The organism is Rhodococcus sp. GB-02, assembly GCF_053470465.1.
Window position 1 is genome coordinate 759,743 of record NZ_JBPUKE010000003.1, and the last position, 16,310, is coordinate 776,052.

Annotated in this window: 16 protein-coding genes; 7 read left to right on the forward strand and 9 right to left on the reverse strand. The window is 61.9% G+C overall.

Annotated features, from left to right (window positions below; genetic code table 11):
- Positions 1-201 precede the first annotated feature (201 nt).
- Both ACSW29_RS23980 and ACSW29_RS23985 read left to right on the forward strand, forming a co-directional pair.
- Entirely contained in the window at positions 202-1,149 is a 948-nt protein-coding gene (locus tag ACSW29_RS23980; protein WP_448278478.1) for a metal-dependent hydrolase, read from the forward strand.
- Positions 1,149-2,309, forward strand: coding sequence for a DUF7802 domain-containing protein (locus ACSW29_RS23985; RefSeq protein WP_347873337.1), 1,161 nt, complete (start codon positions 1,149-1,151; stop codon positions 2,307-2,309). The genes ACSW29_RS23980 and ACSW29_RS23985 overlap by 1 nt, the downstream gene beginning before the upstream one ends.
- 72 nt (positions 2,310-2,381) lie before the next feature.
- Here the strand turns inward: ACSW29_RS23985 and ACSW29_RS23990 are convergent, their stop codons facing one another.
- The gene (locus ACSW29_RS23990) at positions 2,382-3,431 is read right to left on the reverse strand and encodes a lipoate--protein ligase family protein (protein WP_347873336.1); all 1,050 of its coding nucleotides are present in this window, start codon (positions 3,429-3,431) and stop codon (positions 2,382-2,384) included.
- A 182-nt stretch (positions 3,432-3,613) separates the two neighbouring features.
- Here ACSW29_RS23990 and ACSW29_RS23995 point away from each other — a divergent pair, with 182 nt between their 5' ends.
- Both ACSW29_RS23995 and ACSW29_RS24000 read left to right on the forward strand, forming a co-directional pair.
- Positions 3,614-3,868 carry a hypothetical protein gene (locus ACSW29_RS23995; RefSeq protein ID WP_347873335.1) on the forward strand — a complete coding sequence of 85 codons (255 nt, stop codon included), beginning with the start codon at positions 3,614-3,616 and terminating at the stop codon, positions 3,866-3,868.
- Between the two features lie 197 nt (positions 3,869-4,065).
- The gene (locus ACSW29_RS24000) at positions 4,066-4,221 is read left to right on the forward strand and encodes a hypothetical protein (protein ID WP_448278479.1); all 156 of its coding nucleotides are present in this window, start codon (positions 4,066-4,068) and stop codon (positions 4,219-4,221) included.
- Between the two features lie 19 nt (positions 4,222-4,240).
- Here the strand turns inward: ACSW29_RS24000 and ACSW29_RS24005 are convergent, their stop codons facing one another.
- From ACSW29_RS24005 to ACSW29_RS24015, 3 genes are all read right to left on the reverse strand, one after another.
- A complete protein-coding gene (locus tag ACSW29_RS24005; RefSeq protein ID WP_448278480.1) occupies positions 4,241-5,056 on the reverse strand; it encodes a MerR family transcriptional regulator in 816 nt (271 codons plus the stop codon).
- Between the two features lie 52 nt (positions 5,057-5,108).
- Positions 5,109-5,615 carry a VOC family protein gene (locus tag ACSW29_RS24010; protein ID WP_448278481.1) on the reverse strand — a complete coding sequence of 169 codons (507 nt, stop codon included), beginning with the start codon at positions 5,613-5,615 and terminating at the stop codon, positions 5,109-5,111.
- Positions 5,616-5,686: 71 nt separating this feature from the next.
- Positions 5,687-6,868: a GDSL-type esterase/lipase family protein gene (locus tag ACSW29_RS24015; protein WP_448278482.1), complete on the reverse strand. Its 1,182-nt coding sequence runs from the start codon at positions 6,866-6,868 to the stop codon at positions 5,687-5,689.
- Positions 6,869-6,976: 108 nt separating this feature from the next.
- Here ACSW29_RS24015 and ACSW29_RS24020 point away from each other — a divergent pair, with 108 nt between their 5' ends.
- Entirely contained in the window at positions 6,977-7,552 is a 576-nt protein-coding gene (locus tag ACSW29_RS24020; RefSeq protein WP_448278483.1) for a TetR/AcrR family transcriptional regulator, read from the forward strand.
- Positions 7,553-7,726: 174 nt separating this feature from the next.
- On the opposite strand, the gene ACSW29_RS24025 is transcribed toward ACSW29_RS24020, so the two are convergent.
- The 4 genes from ACSW29_RS24025 to ACSW29_RS24040 all read right to left on the reverse strand — a co-directional run bounded on the left by ACSW29_RS24025 (position 7,727) and on the right by ACSW29_RS24040 (position 12,292).
- Positions 7,727-8,635 (reverse strand): tyrosine-protein phosphatase, encoded by a 909-nt coding sequence (locus tag ACSW29_RS24025; protein ID WP_448278484.1) that lies wholly within the window; start codon positions 8,633-8,635, stop codon positions 7,727-7,729.
- Between the two features lie 320 nt (positions 8,636-8,955).
- Positions 8,956-10,545: an amidohydrolase gene (locus ACSW29_RS24030; RefSeq protein WP_448278485.1), complete on the reverse strand. Its 1,590-nt coding sequence runs from the start codon at positions 10,543-10,545 to the stop codon at positions 8,956-8,958.
- Positions 10,542-12,038, reverse strand: coding sequence for a sodium:solute symporter family protein (locus ACSW29_RS24035; RefSeq protein WP_448278486.1), 1,497 nt, complete (start codon positions 12,036-12,038; stop codon positions 10,542-10,544). The genes ACSW29_RS24030 and ACSW29_RS24035 overlap by 4 nt, the downstream gene beginning before the upstream one ends.
- A complete protein-coding gene (locus tag ACSW29_RS24040; protein ID WP_448278487.1) occupies positions 12,035-12,292 on the reverse strand; it encodes a DUF3311 domain-containing protein in 258 nt (85 codons plus the stop codon). Before ACSW29_RS24040 ends, ACSW29_RS24035 begins: the two co-directional genes overlap by 4 nt.
- A 196-nt stretch (positions 12,293-12,488) precedes the next feature.
- On the opposite strand from ACSW29_RS24040, the gene ACSW29_RS24045 reads away from it, so the two are divergent.
- Positions 12,489-13,694 (forward strand): PucR family transcriptional regulator, encoded by a 1,206-nt coding sequence (locus ACSW29_RS24045; protein WP_448278488.1) that lies wholly within the window; start codon positions 12,489-12,491, stop codon positions 13,692-13,694.
- 16 nt (positions 13,695-13,710) lie between these two features.
- Here the strand turns inward: ACSW29_RS24045 and ACSW29_RS24050 are convergent, their stop codons facing one another.
- Positions 13,711-14,634 carry an alpha/beta hydrolase gene (locus ACSW29_RS24050; protein ID WP_448278489.1) on the reverse strand — a complete coding sequence of 308 codons (924 nt, stop codon included), beginning with the start codon at positions 14,632-14,634 and terminating at the stop codon, positions 13,711-13,713.
- Positions 14,635-14,803: 169 nt separating this feature from the next.
- On the opposite strand from ACSW29_RS24050, the gene ACSW29_RS24055 reads away from it, so the two are divergent.
- A complete protein-coding gene (locus ACSW29_RS24055) occupies positions 14,804-16,267 on the forward strand; it encodes a glycoside hydrolase family 5 protein (protein WP_448278490.1) in 1,464 nt (487 codons plus the stop codon).
- Positions 16,268-16,310: the final 43 nt, after the last annotated feature.

Below are 16,310 nucleotides of genomic sequence, written 5' to 3' on the forward strand. Positions count from 1 at the left end.
GCTCGAACCATATCTTTGCGCTCGAAGTCCAAGAGCCACAGGCTAACACAGGCGAGATTTGCAGCCGGACCACTCGAATTTCCCTCCGTCGACGAAAGTGAACATACAACCGCACACCAATATGTATGATTACCGCCACACGTGGCTTCCAGTGCCAGAGCGGCCACCTGACCAGCCCCTCCGAAAGACGAGGTTCGACAAGTGACCAACCTTCAGCCCCGAAAGATGGATTTCGGATTCGAGGATCATGACGTTCCCTTCCTGTGGAACTCGGAGAACCCGGCCTGGTCGAGCATGTCCAACGCGGTCTCGTTCCTGGCCATCGGTTTCGAGAAGATGATCGTGAAGATGATCATGCAGACCAAGTCGCGGATCAGCGATCCTGAGGTTGCCGAGGAAGCCGTGGCGTTCATGCGTCAGGAAGGCCATCACTCGACCGCGCACCGCCAGCATGTGAAGGCTCTGATCAGGCGCTACCCCGGACTACAGAACACGCTCGACGCCGTGATCGGTGAATTCGATCTGCTGACCGAGGCGACCTCGCTGAACTACCGGCTTGCATACACCGCGGATCTGGAGGCGACCTTCACGCCGGTGTTCAAGCTGATGCTCGACAACGAGGCGACCTTGTTCCGCCCGGGAGACGACCGTGTCGCGTCGCTGTTCATCTGGCACTTCGTTGAGGAGGTCGAGCATCGCAGCTCGGCTCTGATCATCTTCAATTCCGTTGTCGGAAGCGAGCTTTACCGGATGCGGATGGCACCGTCGATCTTCGCGCACGTAATGAAGGTGATTCGCATCGCCTGCGCAGGCTTCAACCAGCACGTTCCGCTTTCCGAACGGCAAGTCGACTCACTGTCGATGTTCGCCACCCACCGCACCAAGCAGAAGATTCTGACGTCGTTCGCTCCGTATCTGACCAAGGGCACGATGCCTCGCGCCTTCGATCACCTTCAACTCGGAGAACAACTCGTCGCACTCGGCGGTGTCTTCCGCAGCCAGATGCCCAATCACAACCCGGACCTCGAGAAACTCCCCGCACTCGCCGACCAGTGGTTCAAGCGTTACGACGACGGCTACGACTGCACACGCTGGTACACCGCCGAATCTCAGGCACAAGCCGAGTCGATTACGTCAGGGGCCAACTGATGGCAGAGCACTGCTCCCCCACGTTTGCCCAGCTCGCAACAGAACTCGGTTTCTCCTGCCAGGAAGCAGGTGGACTCGTCGAGTTCCGCAACCCGGCGGCGCTGGAGAACTGGACCCTGCCCGTCCTCGAATGGACGATCATCGTCGGCTCGGTGCTGGCACTGGTCCTGGCGATCGTGCGGTTGCGCCGCAACGGCGACCCCACCAACCTCGTTCTCTGGTTCGGCGCCACCGCCTACCTGTTCATCATCGAGCCTCCGCTGTACTTCCCGGCGGCGTTCGGCATCGAAGAACAAGTGGACACGATGTTCGCGCACAACGTGTTCACCGTCGACTTCATGTGGGGTCGACTGCCGCTGTACATCGTTGCCATCTATCCACTGATGGCAACATTGGCCTTCGAAATAGTCAGAATGCTCGGCGTTTTCCGCAAATACGGTCCACTACTGGGCGCAGTCTGCGTCGGCTTCGTCCACCATGCGTTCTACGAAATCTTCGACCACCTCGGACCCCAGTTGAGATGGTGGGAGTGGTCGACGTCGAACCCGATCAACCAACCCATGTTCGACGCGGTTCCACTACCCAGCGTGGTCGTCTTCGCCGCACTGTGGCCCATGTCGCTGGCATTCTGCGTCCAGTACTTCGTCGGACGGCACGTCGATGCCGGCAAGCACTTCTCCGGACTTCAATTGGTATGGCGCACCATCGTGATCGGCCTTCTGGCGTCACTGGGAACGTTCATCCTCCCGCTCCCGGCGACGGTCTTCGGAATGGGCAGCGACACCGTTCGCGGGTTCCTCTACGCGGCGGAACTTGCCGTCCTCACGGTGGTCGCCATCGTGATTCTCGTCCGCCAATGGACGCACCTGCGCTCGGCAGAATCGAACGCTCCTGCCCACACCAACAAGTTCGTCCAGATTTACAGCGTGGTGTACCTGGTTGTCATGGCCGTACTGTGGGCGAGTGCGCTTCCCGACTTCTTCGAAGCAGTCGACGGTTCCACCAGCGCGGGAGATCCCATCGGAAACCTCTGGTACACAGTGGCCTGCTTCGTTTTCGCTATCCTGTGCGTGAGCGCAACTTTCACCATTCCGAAGCGGAACACCGGCGCCGACGACGCTGAACTTCTCAGCGCAAACTCAGCGACTCCCGCTACCTAGGTCGACCGGGACGAGACCTCTCGGGTCTCGTCCCGGTTCCTCGGGGTCACGGAGCCTCAGGGGGTCAAGGCGTCACGGGACGCGGTGAGTCCACTCTTCGGTGCTGAATTTCGTCTCCACCAGCTTGCGCGCCTGCTCCAACTCCGAGTCCGTGTAATCGCTGTCGCGGGTGTCGTGTTGGCCTCGGAAGTGTTCCGCAAACGACTCCAGGATTGCTGCACGCGTCATTCCGGTCTGCGAGCGCAGCGGATCGACGCGCTTGGCCGCGCTCTTGGTTCCCTTGTCCGACATCTTCTCTCGTCCGATTCGCAGCACCTGCGTCATCTTCTCCGCATCGATGTCGTAGGCCATGGTCACATGATGGAGCACGGTGCCGGACGCGAAACGCTTCTGAGCGGCGCCGGCGATCTTGCCCTTGTCCGAGGCGATGTCGTTGAGCGGCACGTACCGAGCGTTGATACCGACCTCGGCAAGCGCTCCCATGACCCACTGATCGAGAAACGCGTAGGACTGCTCGAAACTCAATCCCTCGACCAACGACGCCGGCACTGCCAACGAGTACGTGATGCAGTTGCCCGGTTCCATGAACATCGCGCCGCCACCGGAGATTCGGCGCACCACCCCGATGCCGTGCCTCGCAGCCGCCTCGGAGTCGACCTCGTTACGCACGGACTGGAACGATCCGATCACGACCAAGGGCGAGTCCCAGTCCCAGAATCGCAATGTCGGCGGACGCTCACCCGATGCGACCTCACGCGCGATGACCTCGTCCAGCGCGACGTGCATCGCGGGATCGAGAACCACCGGCGGGATGAGGTCGAAAGTATGATCCGCCCAACTCGTGGCGTGGCCGAGTGCGCGCCGGATCGCAATACCGACCGACTGCGGCGTGAAGCCGATCATCGAGACGGACTCGTCGAGCGCACTGGAAATGGCTTGTGCCAACTGTTCAGCATCCGAGTCGGCGGGCATTCCGCGCAACGCCGCGTTGATATCGTCGAGCGCACTGTCGGGCTCGAGGAAGAAGTCCCCCGAGACTGCGACTTCGGCCAGCCGACCGTCCGCCACCTCGACGTCGACCGCGACCAGTTTTCCACCAGGAACCTTGTACTCTCCACGCATTCGTCCAGCCTATCCCTGTGCGATTCTCGGCGGTGAGCGCCGTCGAAGATCACACCGCGCGCGCAGTGCGCATCGGTTCGGCCGGAAGGGCGATCAGGCACTCACACCTGTAAGTCGCTGCGGGGCTGCATGATCGCGACGCGAGGACAGCACGTGTCGGACTCTACCCATAAGGTCGACCGATGCCTCTACTTCTGCTCTCCCTCGGCATCGGCGCCGTCCAAGACTTCATCTCCACCCACGTCGACCGGGTACCCGGCGAGATCGATATCGGCTACATCAACGATGCATCGCTCCCCTACTCGGGCGAAGAATTCGTCGCCGCCGAACGCGAGCAACTCGCTGCGCTCGGATACTCCCTGACCGACATCACTGCCGGTGACCACGACCAAGCAGGTACGTTCCGATCCGTCCTCGACGAACTCGATGCCGTCTAAGTCGCCGGCGGCAACACCTTCGTGCTCATGTCCGCGTTTCGCCTCAACGGCACCGGCAACGTACTCGTCAAGAACGATTCACCAATTCTGAATGCCTCGCCGTGACCTCCCGCTTCTTCCGACAGGCGAGATGATCTCTGGGGTAGGAGGATTGCCGCGACGAGCCAACTCTCCAGCGAGTCACAACGGAGGTAGCCATGAAGGTCCCCGCGTTCCACTCGACGGTTCCTTCGGATCTCGACGTCTACCACGACAACGAAAGCTGCATTCTGGCCGCGCGCATCGCAGTGTCCCATCGTGCCCCCGGAGTCGACAGCCGACCGTGGTGCACTGCCTGCGCGTCTTTGGACTGATGAGCAACCACCAGCTCACTCACACCCACGTCGCCGATTCGGGGACAACTCCGTTGGCCCGAGCATTCGCATCGATGACTGCGCGGAGCCACACGGTCAGACCGGTCTCGACCGTGTCGTAGAACTCAGAGAAGCCCGGATCGGCAACGTACATCCGTCCCAGACACACATGCATCGAATGTGTGCAGTCGAAGTAGACCCCGATCGACGCTCGGTGTCGTTCTGCCAGCGAATTCGCCTCGGCGCTTCCCGGTTCGACACCCGCACGGCACGCCAACGCCAGATCTTCGTTGAGCGCCTCGACGCACTCGGCAATCTTCTGCCAATCCTCAGCGGTCCTACCTGCCGACCGTTCCGCGTGCTGCGCCCACTGCGCACTGTCACCCCAACGCTCGTTCGCCTCCGGCCCCCATGACGGCTGCCAGTGTCGGCCGAAGATCGACACCTGCTCGTGTGCCGGCAAGAGCACACCCGACTTCCTGGCATCGATGATGCGATCCAAGGACTCGCCCAGTTCCTCCAAGTCGGCTATCCGTTGCCGCAACTCGACGCGCTGCCCACGCAGCGTCTCGTCCACGTGGGCTGCGGGCGCATCGAGCAATACCCCGACCTCGTCGAGCGACAAGCCCACGTCACGGTAGACAAGCACCCGGCCGATGCGGCCGAGGTCCGCGTCGGTATACAGCCGGTAGCCCCCGTCACTGCGCCCGGACGGGCGCACCAAACCGATCGCGTCCCAATGATGAAGGGTGCGTACGGTTATGCCAAGTCGCGACGCGGCAGCACCAACAGTAAGAGCACTGTCTGCGTCGTCTCCGAAGAGTTGGTCCGTCACGACATCCAGTCTGACAGACGCGGTGCGGGAGGCCACAGCGTCAGGCCGCTGCTCAGTCGTCGGATCCGTCAATTCCAATACCTCGCAGATGCTCGGCCTCGGCACTGTTCGGGTCGTACGGACGAGCGGCCGTCATGATCACGCGCGCATTCTCCGGTGTCACGATCTCCAACTCCAGTGAATTCCACGGCTTCAGGTGTGGACCGCTGGTGCATCCGGGCCGCAATTCCTCACACGCCTGTGCTATCTGGTCGATCTGACTCAGCACACACGCAAAGCTCACGCTGACGGACGGTGGTGAATCTGCTCGCTCACCGGATACGAGCAGAACGTCTTGAAATGCCCAGCGTCGCAAGTGCGTCAGTCGATCAGGCACCGAAAAGAGATCGAAGAAACCGAGCCCTCGGATCCAGAAGTCTGCCGATTCGGCCAGATCCGAAGTCGGAATCGACACGAACATCGGCATACCGTAGAGACCTCGGAACTGTTCCGGAGGCACGGCATCGGTTGCAGGTACGGGGACGGGGCTGATGTCGAAAGCTGGGTAGGTATCGGTCATGAAGTCATCGTGAGCCCTCACGCTACGTCAGGGTCAAATCGTGTGAACTCAGATCGAACCAGATTGCGCGATCACTCCTCGCCGGCGAATACACCGTCGTCTGCGAATACACGTTGAGCAAAGCGTTCGCCGATGAGACGGTGCGTCGCAGCGTCCGGATGGAGCTGATCGGGAAGCGGCAACTCTGCGTTCTCGGCCGCACCGTAGAGATCGCACCCGTCGACGTAATGCAGATTGGGATCATCCACCGATCGCTGGGTTACGATGCGCGCCAACTCTTCCCGAATAGAGCGCAGCGTCAGCTTTCCGGCTGCGTGCTCGGCGGGATCTCCGGTGGCAACGAATCGCATTTCGCCTCTGGCAAGCGCGTCGAAATCGAAAGCACCAGGTCCCGGCGTGTCCTCGTGAATCGGGCAATAGACAGGCGAGACGACCAACAGTGGAGCCGCTGGATGGCCGTCGCGGACCGTGTCGAGGAAGCCGTGCATTGCCGACGTGAAGGCCCGCAGGCGCATCACGTCGGAGTTGACCAGATTGATGCCCATCTTGATGCTGATCAGGTCCGCTGCGGTGTCTCGCATCGCGCGGGCGGTGTACTGGTCCAACAGAGCGCTGCCGCTGAACCCGAGGTTGATCAGATCCACGCCGCCGAGGGAGGCTGCGAGAGCAGGCCAAGTGCCGGAGGGACTTTCAGCGCCGGAGCCTTGACTGATCGAGCTTCCGTGATGGAGCCACACGCGACGCTTCGTCTCGTCCGCGAGTTCGAGTGGGGCGTCGGTCCGCAATGCGACAAGTTCGGTGGTTTCGTTGTGCGGCAACCAGATCTCGACAGCCTTTGATCGCGCAGGCAGGCCCGCGAAACGGATGGTGCTGACGGGCCCGGACTGTCTCTGAGCGGTACCGGTCGCCATGTCGATCGTCACCGTGTTGCCGCCCCCAGCGATTGCGTGCCCGGCTGGTTCGCCGTCGACGATCAGGTCGTACACCCCTTGTGGTCGTGGTGGGGCACCGATGTAGATCATTTTCGTGGGCAGAGTGTCGAGTTCGATGGCCGTAGCGCTGGTTTGGAACACCAGCCGCACGCCGGACGGTTGTGATTGCGCCATTGCCATCTGCCCGTCAGCGAATTGTGTGCGAGCCCTGGCGGGCAGACGGTGTGTCAGCACACCGCGTTCGGTCCGCTCGAGTTCGAGGGCTCCGCGCACGATGTCCTCGGAAATTGCGGTAGTAATCCAATTGCTCTGGCTGTTCATCTCATTCACCTGTATATAGCTTGCGAAAATCTTAACTACAACACACAGTAATTTGCCTATACTATTTAGGCAAGCGGTTTCACTTCTCGACGAACAGGACCAACGGACATGCCTCGCGCAGGACTGACACCCGAACGCCTCGCCATGGCGGGCGCCGAATTGGCCGACGAGATGGGATTCGAGCAGGTGACCGTGTCGGCAGTCGCCAGAGCGTTCGACGTCAAGGTTGCAAGCCTGTACTCCCATGTGAAGAGTTCGCACGATCTCAAAACCAGAATCGCACTGCTTGCCTTGGAAGAGATGGCCGACCAGGCTTCCGAGGCCGTTGCGGGCCGGTCCGGCCGCGACGCGTTGACCGCCTTCGCGAACGTGTACCGCGACTACGCAAGGGCACACCCCGGGCGGTACGCCGCGTCACAGATGCGCCTCACCCCGGAGGCCGCGGCCGCGAGCGCGGGCGTCAGACACTCACAAATGATGCGATCAATTCTGCGCGGGTACAACCTCACCGATCTCGATCAGACCCACGCAGTTCGATTGCTGGGCAGCGTTTTCCATGGGTACGCCAGCCTCGAGTTAGGTGGATCGTTCAGCCACAGTGCACCGGACAGCGCCGAAAGCTGGTCCAGGATCCTTGAGGCACTCGATTCGATGCTGACCAATTGGCCAGCGTCGAGTGCATGATCAGGCGTGCTTTTTGCGAGCAAAGTTCTTGCGCCACTTGGTGATCACACACGGCCAAGAACCCTCGGGCCCGCCACAGGAGCTGTGCCACACAATTGCGCATGCCCGCAATCATTAGTCGCAATGGACAGCAGAGGGTCCGAGTAGGCAAGAGGCCGAGGCGTGGGGCTCCGCCTAGAGGAGAAGCTTGGCACGCAGAGAGTCGATAGTGCCCTGGTCGACGCCGAGGCCCTCCCGTACGTAAGTATCCATACCGCCGTAGAGCCGGTCCACCTGTGCATACGCCGCATCGAGCCACGACAGGTCCACCGCGTCGTCCCGGCCCAGGTACGTGTTCGACGCCATGAAATCGGCACTGATGACCTCACGCGGGACACCGAGGATGGTCAGCAGTATCGCGGTACCCCAACCGGTGCGGTCCTTCCCTGCGCTGCAGTGGTAGACGGTTGCGCCGTCGGAGTTGTTCGCGATCGCAGTCATCAGGTCGCGGAAGGCGGCATCGGAACCACGGTAGTTGACCATGAACGGGTAGCCGATGCTCTGGCCGATGTTCGAGGTTCCCTTGACTGCGCCATCGATCAACGCGCGACCGAGGGTCAGGGGAACGAACTCGTGGAACGCGATGCCGTGTTCGATACTGACGACGTCGGCAACCTGGTAGGTGACCCCGGCGGGGATCCGATCGGGATCCTCCGCGCGTTCGGAGGCGTTGCGCAGGTCGACGTCGAGGGTCAGGTTCGCGGCGGTGAGTTTTGCCAGATCAGTCTCATTGAGCGAGCTGAGCTTGTTGGAACGGAACACCAGGCCTGACCGGACGGTCCTACCCTCGGTAGTCCGATAGCCGCCGATGTCGCGGAAGTTCCGCGCCTCGTCGAGCCTGATCTCGGCCGCGGACGGCGGTGGGATCTCCGGCAGCGGCGGTTGCTCCCCGGACGATCCGAACTGACTCGAACCCAATTGCAGGTCGCCGCTCGAGGCGGAGGCGAGTGTGGGGCCGGTCAGGGCCGCACCCACCGCAACCAGCGCAGCGAGGGCGATTCCGAGAGGGCGCGCCCCTCGGCGGCGCGCGTAAGCAGTCGTCATCCTCGTCCCCTCGCTCGCTGTGCGGGACGACCCGCGCCCCCGCAAACTCACGTGCGAGATTACAAGGGTGGCGCGCTCCTCGTCCCGACTTTGCCCCAGAAACCGGACATGTGTTCAGGTGCCCGGACAGCCGCCATCATGCAGGAAGAAACTCTTGCCCGTCACTGCGGCGCCATCGACCACGCCGGACCCGCTCGATCGACAGACCGCGGCCGCGGCGGCAACCGTAACTGCACACCGCTGAACAACTTCACTGTCGAGCAACTGCACAAATCTCCACCTCGAACTGGTATCCGTTGGGACGAAATCAATCTCACGAGCTACCGGCCATCGACCATGACCAGTGCAGGCTGAGGAATGTCGGACGAAGGATCTGCGAGGGCAGCAAGATCGCCGTCGAGTGCGACAAGGTCCGCGCGGCGACCCGGCGCCAGCATCCCTGCCCGTCCTTCATCATGAACTAAGTACGCACTGTCCACAGTCATGGCCTGCACCGCGCGATGTACTCCGATCCGTTGGTGGGAGCCAAGGACCGCCCCGCCCATGGTCAGCCGATTCACCGCGGTCCGAATCGTCTGGAGGGGATCCATCGGAGTTATCGGGCAATCCGAGTGCAGCCCGAATTTCAAGCCGATGTCATCGGCGCACGCCAGCGGGTCCAGGTTGCCGGCCCGCTCAGGACCGAGGAAACGGTCACGGTGACGATCACCCCAATGAAAGACATGGTTGACGAAAAAGCTCACACCGAGCTCGGCATCACGTATCGCTTCCAGGTCCGCAGGCCCACTGACCTGGCAATGCTCGATACGGTGCCGCGCTCGACGACCGTCGCTGCAGTGTGCACTTCGCAGAGCCGAGATAGCGGCGGCTACGGCCGCATCGCCGTTGGCGTGCACCGCGACCTGCCCTCCCTCGCGGTGGACCTGGAGAACCATGGCGTCGAGTTGCTCCTGAGGATAGAGCAGATCACCGTGATGGTTCGGGCTGCACGTGTACGGGGTCCGCAGAGCTGCGGACAACCCTTGAATGGACCCATCCGCCCAGAATTTGGCGCCGGCCAAACGGAAGCGTGACCCTGGGTCCGGAGTAGCTGCGAAAGCAATCTTCCCTTCCTCCAGTTCCGCGATCGCGAGATCACCCCGAAGGAAGCCAACCGTGTGCACGGGCATCTCGCCCAGGGTGTCCAGGGCACGATAGGCGGCTAACTCCTGCATGCCCGCCGACAGGCCGACCCCTAGATCGTGCACGGTCGTGATTCCTCGCGAACGCGCCAGTGTCAAGCTTCGCAGCAACGCGGTCTGCACCTCCGCCTCTGTCAGGTCTGGGATCGCGGCGCTCAGCCGGGCCACTGCATCGATTTCCCAGGCCATCCCTGTGAGCCTCCCGTCCGCCCCACGCGGAAACTGGGAGCCCCCGGGATCCACCGTCGATTCGTCGATGCCTGCAGCTGCGAGCGCAACGGTGTTTGCCACCGCAAAGTGCCCCGAGATGTGCAGAACGATTATCGGGCGGTCAGTGCAGACTGCGTCGAGGTCATCGCGTGTGAGATGGCGACCTTCTCGAAGTTGTGTGTCGTCATACCCCCATCCACGTATCCAGCCGTGAGTGGGAGCGGAGTTCCGCAGCGCCGCTTGGATATCCGTGATCGAGGCGCACGGGGGTGTCCGGCAATCAGCCCATCCGTCAGTCAATCCGGCGTAGGTCGGGTGAATGTGCGACTCGATGAGCCCCGGGATCACAGTTGCGCCAGGTAGATCGAGCCGACGAGCTTGCGGTCCGACGATCTCCGCCATGTCCTTTCGACTTCCGGTGGCGACAACCAGGCCTCCATCGAGGACAAGGGCCTCCACCTGAGGTGACGCCGCGTCGTGGGTGAGGATTACATCTGCGGTGAGTAATGTCCTGGTCATCGGAATTCCGCCTTCGAGGTCGGGGTGACGGGGCAAGGCGCTGGTGCCGATCGATTTTCTGCGCGGAGGCCCGAAACCGCTTCGACAGGAGGCCACATCAGCCGGGTAGCGGACACGAACAACACGTTCAGCAAGAGGGCTGCGGCACCGATGTTTATGCCTTGATCCGCCAACCACATCGATACCGTGCCGTGTGTGTCGAGGTACAGCCAGAGCACCACCACGTCGCCGAGCACCACGCCCATCGCGAGCGCTGCCGGTCGCAGCTTCCATCCGAAGATCATCGTCGCGAACACCACTACGGCCTGGGTCACCCCGTAATACGCGGTATTCACCAGCGTCAGCAGCAATTGGGGTGCGGCGAGGGTGAGGATCAGTGAGAGGCCGAGGTAGGCGACGATGACCCCGCGCACCCACACCCGCTGACTTGATTCGGGTATTCCAGGAACGATGTTTCGCGAGACGATCGAGCCGATTCCCAGCGCCGAGCCACACAGAACCACGATCGCGCACAGTGCCGCACCACCCGCCACCACTCCGGTCAGCCAGTCCGGGAGCACGAGGCGGGACAGTTGCAGGAGCACCTCATTGGATTCTGCGCCCTCGAGCTTGTTGGGCAGCAATGAAATTGCGCCGAAGGCAGCAGCGACGAGGAAGGGATACATGAGCATGTACAGCGGGTTGAATCGGGCGACTCGCTTGAGGGTTGCCTCGGACTTCGCCGATAGCACCGCCTGCACGATGAAGGGGAAAACGAAAAAGCCGAGTGACTGGAACACAATTGTGGTGAGCACGAAGGTCAGCGACGAACCGGTGACGGTGGATTGCGAGGTCTGCCCGGCCCCATGGGATGCCGCATCGCCAAAGAGCTTCGTGATACCGCCCGATTTGGCCGTGGCGGCTAGTCCGATCAGGATCGCTCCCAGCAGCAGGGCTGCGTCCTTGACGTAAGACACAAACGCCGGTGCACGCACACCCGAAAGCAGGAGGAAGAGCAGAGCAAGCGCAGCGCCGACAAAAACCGCCACCGTCGGGTCGATGGTGATGCCAAGTCCGCTCAGTGCGACCTGGAGGCCCGCCAGCTGCAGTTGACCCCAGGGAATGAGGAAGACAACCGAGGCAATCGCGATTGTCAGTTCCAACCCGCGCGACCGAAAGTGCCGCCCTGCCACATCGGGCAGCGTCATCGCGTTGTACCGCTTGCCTGCCCGCCAGAGATAGGGCGCAAAGAAGTATCCGATCGGATAGGCAAGCAAGATGTATCCGATGAACCAGACGCCGTAGCTTGCCCCGTGGGCGTACACACCGCCGGGGAATCCAATGAGCGTACCGATGCTGTAGGCCTCACCTGCTCCCAGAATGAAAACCAGCACGGGACCGAAAGATCGCCCGCCCACGAGGTAGTCGGAGATCTCTTTTTTGCTTCCACGGCGTGAAAGAACTCCGGCGCCGAGCGCGAGGAGAAGGACGAGCGTAAATGTTGCAGCGATCATGTCGGATCCCCGATCTCGGCCTTGGCCTGAGCCAGGTCGTTTCGTTCCGCTTCCTCGAAGTCCTTGCGGTCAAAGAACTTCCATGCCAAGTGGAGACATAGCGATGTCAGCGGCATCCACAGGAAAAGCCACGCGAACAAAATGGGAAACCCGAGAACGGTCAGTTCGGATCCGGAGAGCGCAACTATCCCGCCCAGCACCCCGACGAACGGAACTCCGATTGCGAGCAAGGCACTCTTCGCCTCGTTGGACATGATTGTGGCTCCTTAGCCGTTGATCGATCCGGAGCAGATGAGGCGAGGGGCGTTTTGCCGTCGAATCGTCGTCCGGTCTAGCGTTGAGTGTGCCTCCCGTCACTATGGCGGGACCATGGGTGAACCCCGGAATCCACGACGCTCGTTCGTGAAATTCACGGGACGCAAGAACAAGCACGCACAAAGGAGTAACCCCGTGGACGTAACCGACGTCGAAGAAGAAGACACGATCCGTCGGTTGTGTCGCGAGGTTTCCGACGAGCTCGAAGCGCTCACCGAGCGCGCGGTACATCAGATTCGCAGCGAACTGCCGGCCTACTCCGCGGTACCAGTAGCCGAGCAAGGCAACTACATCCGCAAACAGTTGTCCGCAATGCTGTGTGCCGTTGCCGAGAACGAAACGATCACCACAGAGGACACCGACCGAAACCGCGAACTCGGGCGCCGGCGCGCGATGCAAGGACTCCCCCTCTCCGATGTCATCGAGACCTATCACATTGCTTCTCGAGAGCTCTGGGACACGATGGTCGAGCGGTCCACGAAGCCGACGCACGAGTTGCTGCAAGCAGGCGGCAAACTCTGGGACCTCGTTCACGCCGCTACGAGCGCAGTCGCGGTCGGACACTCCGAGGCAACGCGCAGCGAGCAGGCCATCCGCGCCGGCGTTCGATACCGATTCTTTGAAACATTGCACAGTGCAACGGATATGGAACTGAGCAACGCCCGAGAGCTGGCACAAACCCTCGGGTTCGATACACAGAAATCGTTCCAAGCACTATCGGCCGTCGAGGACGAATGGTCGGAAGCACAAGTGGATCAGCTGCAACGAACCCTGGATTCCGTGCACGTTGTCGCGCAATGCAGTAGACATGGCACCCGAGTAATCGTGATGTGTCAGGGCGGACCGATCGAAGACGTCATCCACGCAATCATGCGAGATCATCCACGAACGTCGTTAGGCATCGGGATGCCCCGGGTCGGGCTCGTCGGCGCAGCTCAAAGCATCAACGACGCCGAGCGCACATTGCAGTTGGCGACAGCGCCGGGCACGACGGTCAGTTTTGCCGACGAATGGCTCATCGCCACCCTTGCCGCCCACCAGGACGAGCTGCTGCCACTCCTACGGGCTGGGGCGTCCGTGGCCGAAGAGCACTCACATCTGATGGACGCCGTCCGCGCCTTCGCCCGAAGCGGGTTCTCCGTCAGCGCTGCCGCCCGTGACATCCATCTACATGCAAACTCTGTCACCTATCGACTCGACCGCTGGCAGCATCTGACTGGATGGGATGCGCGAACCCTCGACGGCCTGATGAAATCTATCGTGAGCCTCGAATTGTTTCATCGTCCAACGCTCGACCAACATCTGACACCGAACACGCGCCGCGTATCCTCGGCACGCTGAACCGCGCCCGTGCCTGTCACGCCGGCTCGGCGTCGAGACAATGCCGAAGCCAGGCACCTGTATCGAGCGCTGCGCGCCGGGCAACAGGCGTTGGATGGCTTGTAAATCCATGCGGGACATGAGGATAGAGACGCAAGTCGACGTCGTTACCGGCCGCCGACAGCCGCGCCGCCATGGCAAGGTTCTCAGCCAGAAGCACGTCTTCTGATCCGACAATCACGAGGGTAGGCGGCAGGCCGCTGAGGTCGCCGAATGTCGGAGAAATATCCGGGAGAGTGCGATCATCGATATGGCCGACGTAGGCTTCGATGAAGTATTCGTCGCCGATGGTGCGGCCCGCGGGAGTCTGGGCACTGACGTCGTACGTGCCCGCTTCCAGCACCGCACCCGAAAATGACATTGCCAGACCTCGATCGCGAAGGCGCAGCAATGTCGTCATCACCAAGGTCGCTCCCGCCGACATGCCACCAATGGCGAGCCTGGTCGTCCCGAACCGTTCGGCAGCGACATCAAGCAGCCACAAGGCGACTGCCTCACAATCGTCCGGCGCTGCCGGCCAAGGGAATTCCGGCGCAAGCCGGTAATCGACGGTAACCACTGCGACCCCGACCTCGTCGGCAAGTCTCGTACTTCGAGTGTCATCGCTTGCCGCCGAACTCATGTAGAAACCACCGCCAGGAAGATACAGATAGACCCCGTTGACAACGCCATCTTTCGGAGTGACCACACGGACCGATATGGCTCGGCCGTCGATGTCGAGCATGTGCTCAACAGCTCGAGTCGGCGGCGCGTGATCAACCACCCTGGAAGCACGCACTGCGAGCAGTTCCTGCAGAGAACTCGGACCGGTGCCAGCGGTCCGTGAATCGTAGAACACTCGCGTGATTGATAAATCGTCGCCGGGTAGTTGTTCGACCAGTTCAGTCAGTGCAAGTTTCACAAATGCTCCCTCGAGTCGCGACTTGTCGACGATTCTCGCACCTCGAGTAGCAGCTTCGAGCCGGCGTGCCAAGCAATGAGGTGACGGGTATGTGCGAATCGCGCCGCAGAAGGGCGTTCTCGCGCTAGCCTCAAGTCGGAATTGGACGTTTGTCTAGAAAGGTCGATGGATGCGTGCGCTGTTGCTTGCCACCCTTGCAATCCTGGTCCTCCAGATTGCAACTCCGACGGCGAACGCTGCACCACCAGATCCGGGCTGGACTCTCCCCCAACTGACCGTCGCAGATCGCACGATCAAGGACGTCGACGGACGAACAGTGTTGCTACGCGGCGTGAACGCCAACGGTCTCAACGACTACGCAACCAACGGCACCGGACTACCCACCGTTACGCCGCTGGGAAGGACGGACTTTGCGCAAATGGCCACGCTGGGCTTCAACGTCGTCCGGCTCAACGTCGCGTGGTCCCTCCTCGAACCGACCCGCGGTGCATTCGACAAGGAGTACGTCGACCGCATTCGAATAGCGGTCGAGGATGCAAAAGACCACGGCATCTACACCGTTCTCGACATGCATCAGGACGCATGGGGCCCGTATGTCGGTACCCCGAGCGACCAGTCGTGCCCGTCATTCATGCGGCCGGGAGTCGGCTGGGACGGCGCACCGGAGTGGGCAACCCTGACCGGCGGATGGACAACCTGCAACATCGGCGGACTCCGGGAAGCTGCACCAGCGATCGCCCATGCTTTCCAGGCGTTTTACGACGACGAGCAAGGAATCCAGAGCCGTTTGGTGGCGACGTGGGCGAAGTTGGCCGCGGAGTTCAAGAACGAGCCCGCGGTGGCCGGATACGACCTGTTGAACGAACCGAACCCCGGTCTGCGCGACCCCTTCACCGCCGCAGACCAGATCGGGCAGTTCTACCAGCGCGCCACCGACGCCATCCGGCAATCCGAAGCCGGCGGGTTCCCACACCTCGTGTTCTTCGAGCCCAGCGCGATCTGGTCGGCATTCGGCTTCGACGCACTGCCCCCACGCGAGTACGTGACCGATCCCCTGATGGTGTTCTCGCCGCACCTCTACAGCGAATCCATTACGGTGAGTGGCGAATTCCCCGCGATCGAAGACGGATTTCGGATCGCCGACCGCGCCGCCGCCTGGTATGACGCCCCGTTGTGGACGGGCGAATGGGGTTGGTTCGGGGACGCCGACGAGCAGGGAGCAGACGTCGACCGCTTCGTCGACGCCACCGACAAGTACCGGATAGGCGGCGCGTGGTGGTCGTGGACACAAGCGTGCGGTGACCCCCACCCGGTTCGCGACGGCAATACCCACCAGCCACAGGGAAATCTGAATCGCATCGACTGCCCGTCCGGTGAATCACTCGGGCTCGCAGAGGGATTCGCAGTGCCACTCTCGCGAGCGTATCCGCGGGCAGCGCCCGGAATGCTGACAGAGGTATCGCGCGACGGGTTTACCGGGAGCGGCATCGGACGGGTCGAGGCCTGGTACCCCGGCACCCACCAGCCACAGCTCGAGATCACGAATCTCGCCGACGTCCGACTGTCCCCGATCGAGGGCGGATGGCAACTGATCGGGCACGCCGACGGCGACTACGCGGTCAAGCGAGCCTGATCGAACGATCATCTCGGGAGTCGCGCGTTCAAACCACGCGAAA

What these genes read in the sequence shown, in the direction of transcription:
- ACSW29_RS23990 (WP_347873336.1), bottom strand. Translation starts at nt 3,431, where the DNA reads ATGCGTGGAGAGTACAAGGTTCCTGGTGGAAAACTGGTCGCGGTCGAC.
- ACSW29_RS24010 (WP_448278481.1), bottom strand. Translation starts at nt 5,615, where the DNA reads ATGACCGATACCTACCCAGCTTTCGACATCAGCCCCGTCCCCGTACCT.
- ACSW29_RS24015 (WP_448278482.1), bottom strand. Translation starts at nt 6,868, where the DNA reads ATGAACAGCCAGAGCAATTGGATTACTACCGCAATTTCCGAGGACATC.
- ACSW29_RS24025 (WP_448278484.1), bottom strand. Translation starts at nt 8,635, where the DNA reads ATGACGACTGCTTACGCGCGCCGCCGAGGGGCGCGCCCTCTCGGAATC.
- ACSW29_RS24030 (WP_448278485.1), bottom strand. Translation starts at nt 10,545, where the DNA reads ATGACCAGGACATTACTCACCGCAGATGTAATCCTCACCCACGACGCG.
- ACSW29_RS23995 (WP_347873335.1), top strand. Translation starts at nt 3,614, where the DNA reads ATGCCTCTACTTCTGCTCTCCCTCGGCATCGGCGCCGTCCAAGACTTC.
- ACSW29_RS23985 (WP_347873337.1), top strand. Translation starts at nt 1,149, where the DNA reads ATGGCAGAGCACTGCTCCCCCACGTTTGCCCAGCTCGCAACAGAACTC.
- ACSW29_RS24040 (WP_448278487.1), bottom strand. Translation starts at nt 12,292, where the DNA reads ATGTCCAACGAGGCGAAGAGTGCCTTGCTCGCAATCGGAGTTCCGTTC.
- ACSW29_RS24020 (WP_448278483.1), top strand. Translation starts at nt 6,977, where the DNA reads ATGCCTCGCGCAGGACTGACACCCGAACGCCTCGCCATGGCGGGCGCC.
- ACSW29_RS24055 (WP_448278490.1), top strand. Translation starts at nt 14,804, where the DNA reads ATGCGTGCGCTGTTGCTTGCCACCCTTGCAATCCTGGTCCTCCAGATT.
- ACSW29_RS24035 (WP_448278486.1), bottom strand. Translation starts at nt 12,038, where the DNA reads ATGATCGCTGCAACATTTACGCTCGTCCTTCTCCTCGCGCTCGGCGCC.
- ACSW29_RS24000 (WP_448278479.1), top strand. Translation starts at nt 4,066, where the DNA reads ATGAAGGTCCCCGCGTTCCACTCGACGGTTCCTTCGGATCTCGACGTC.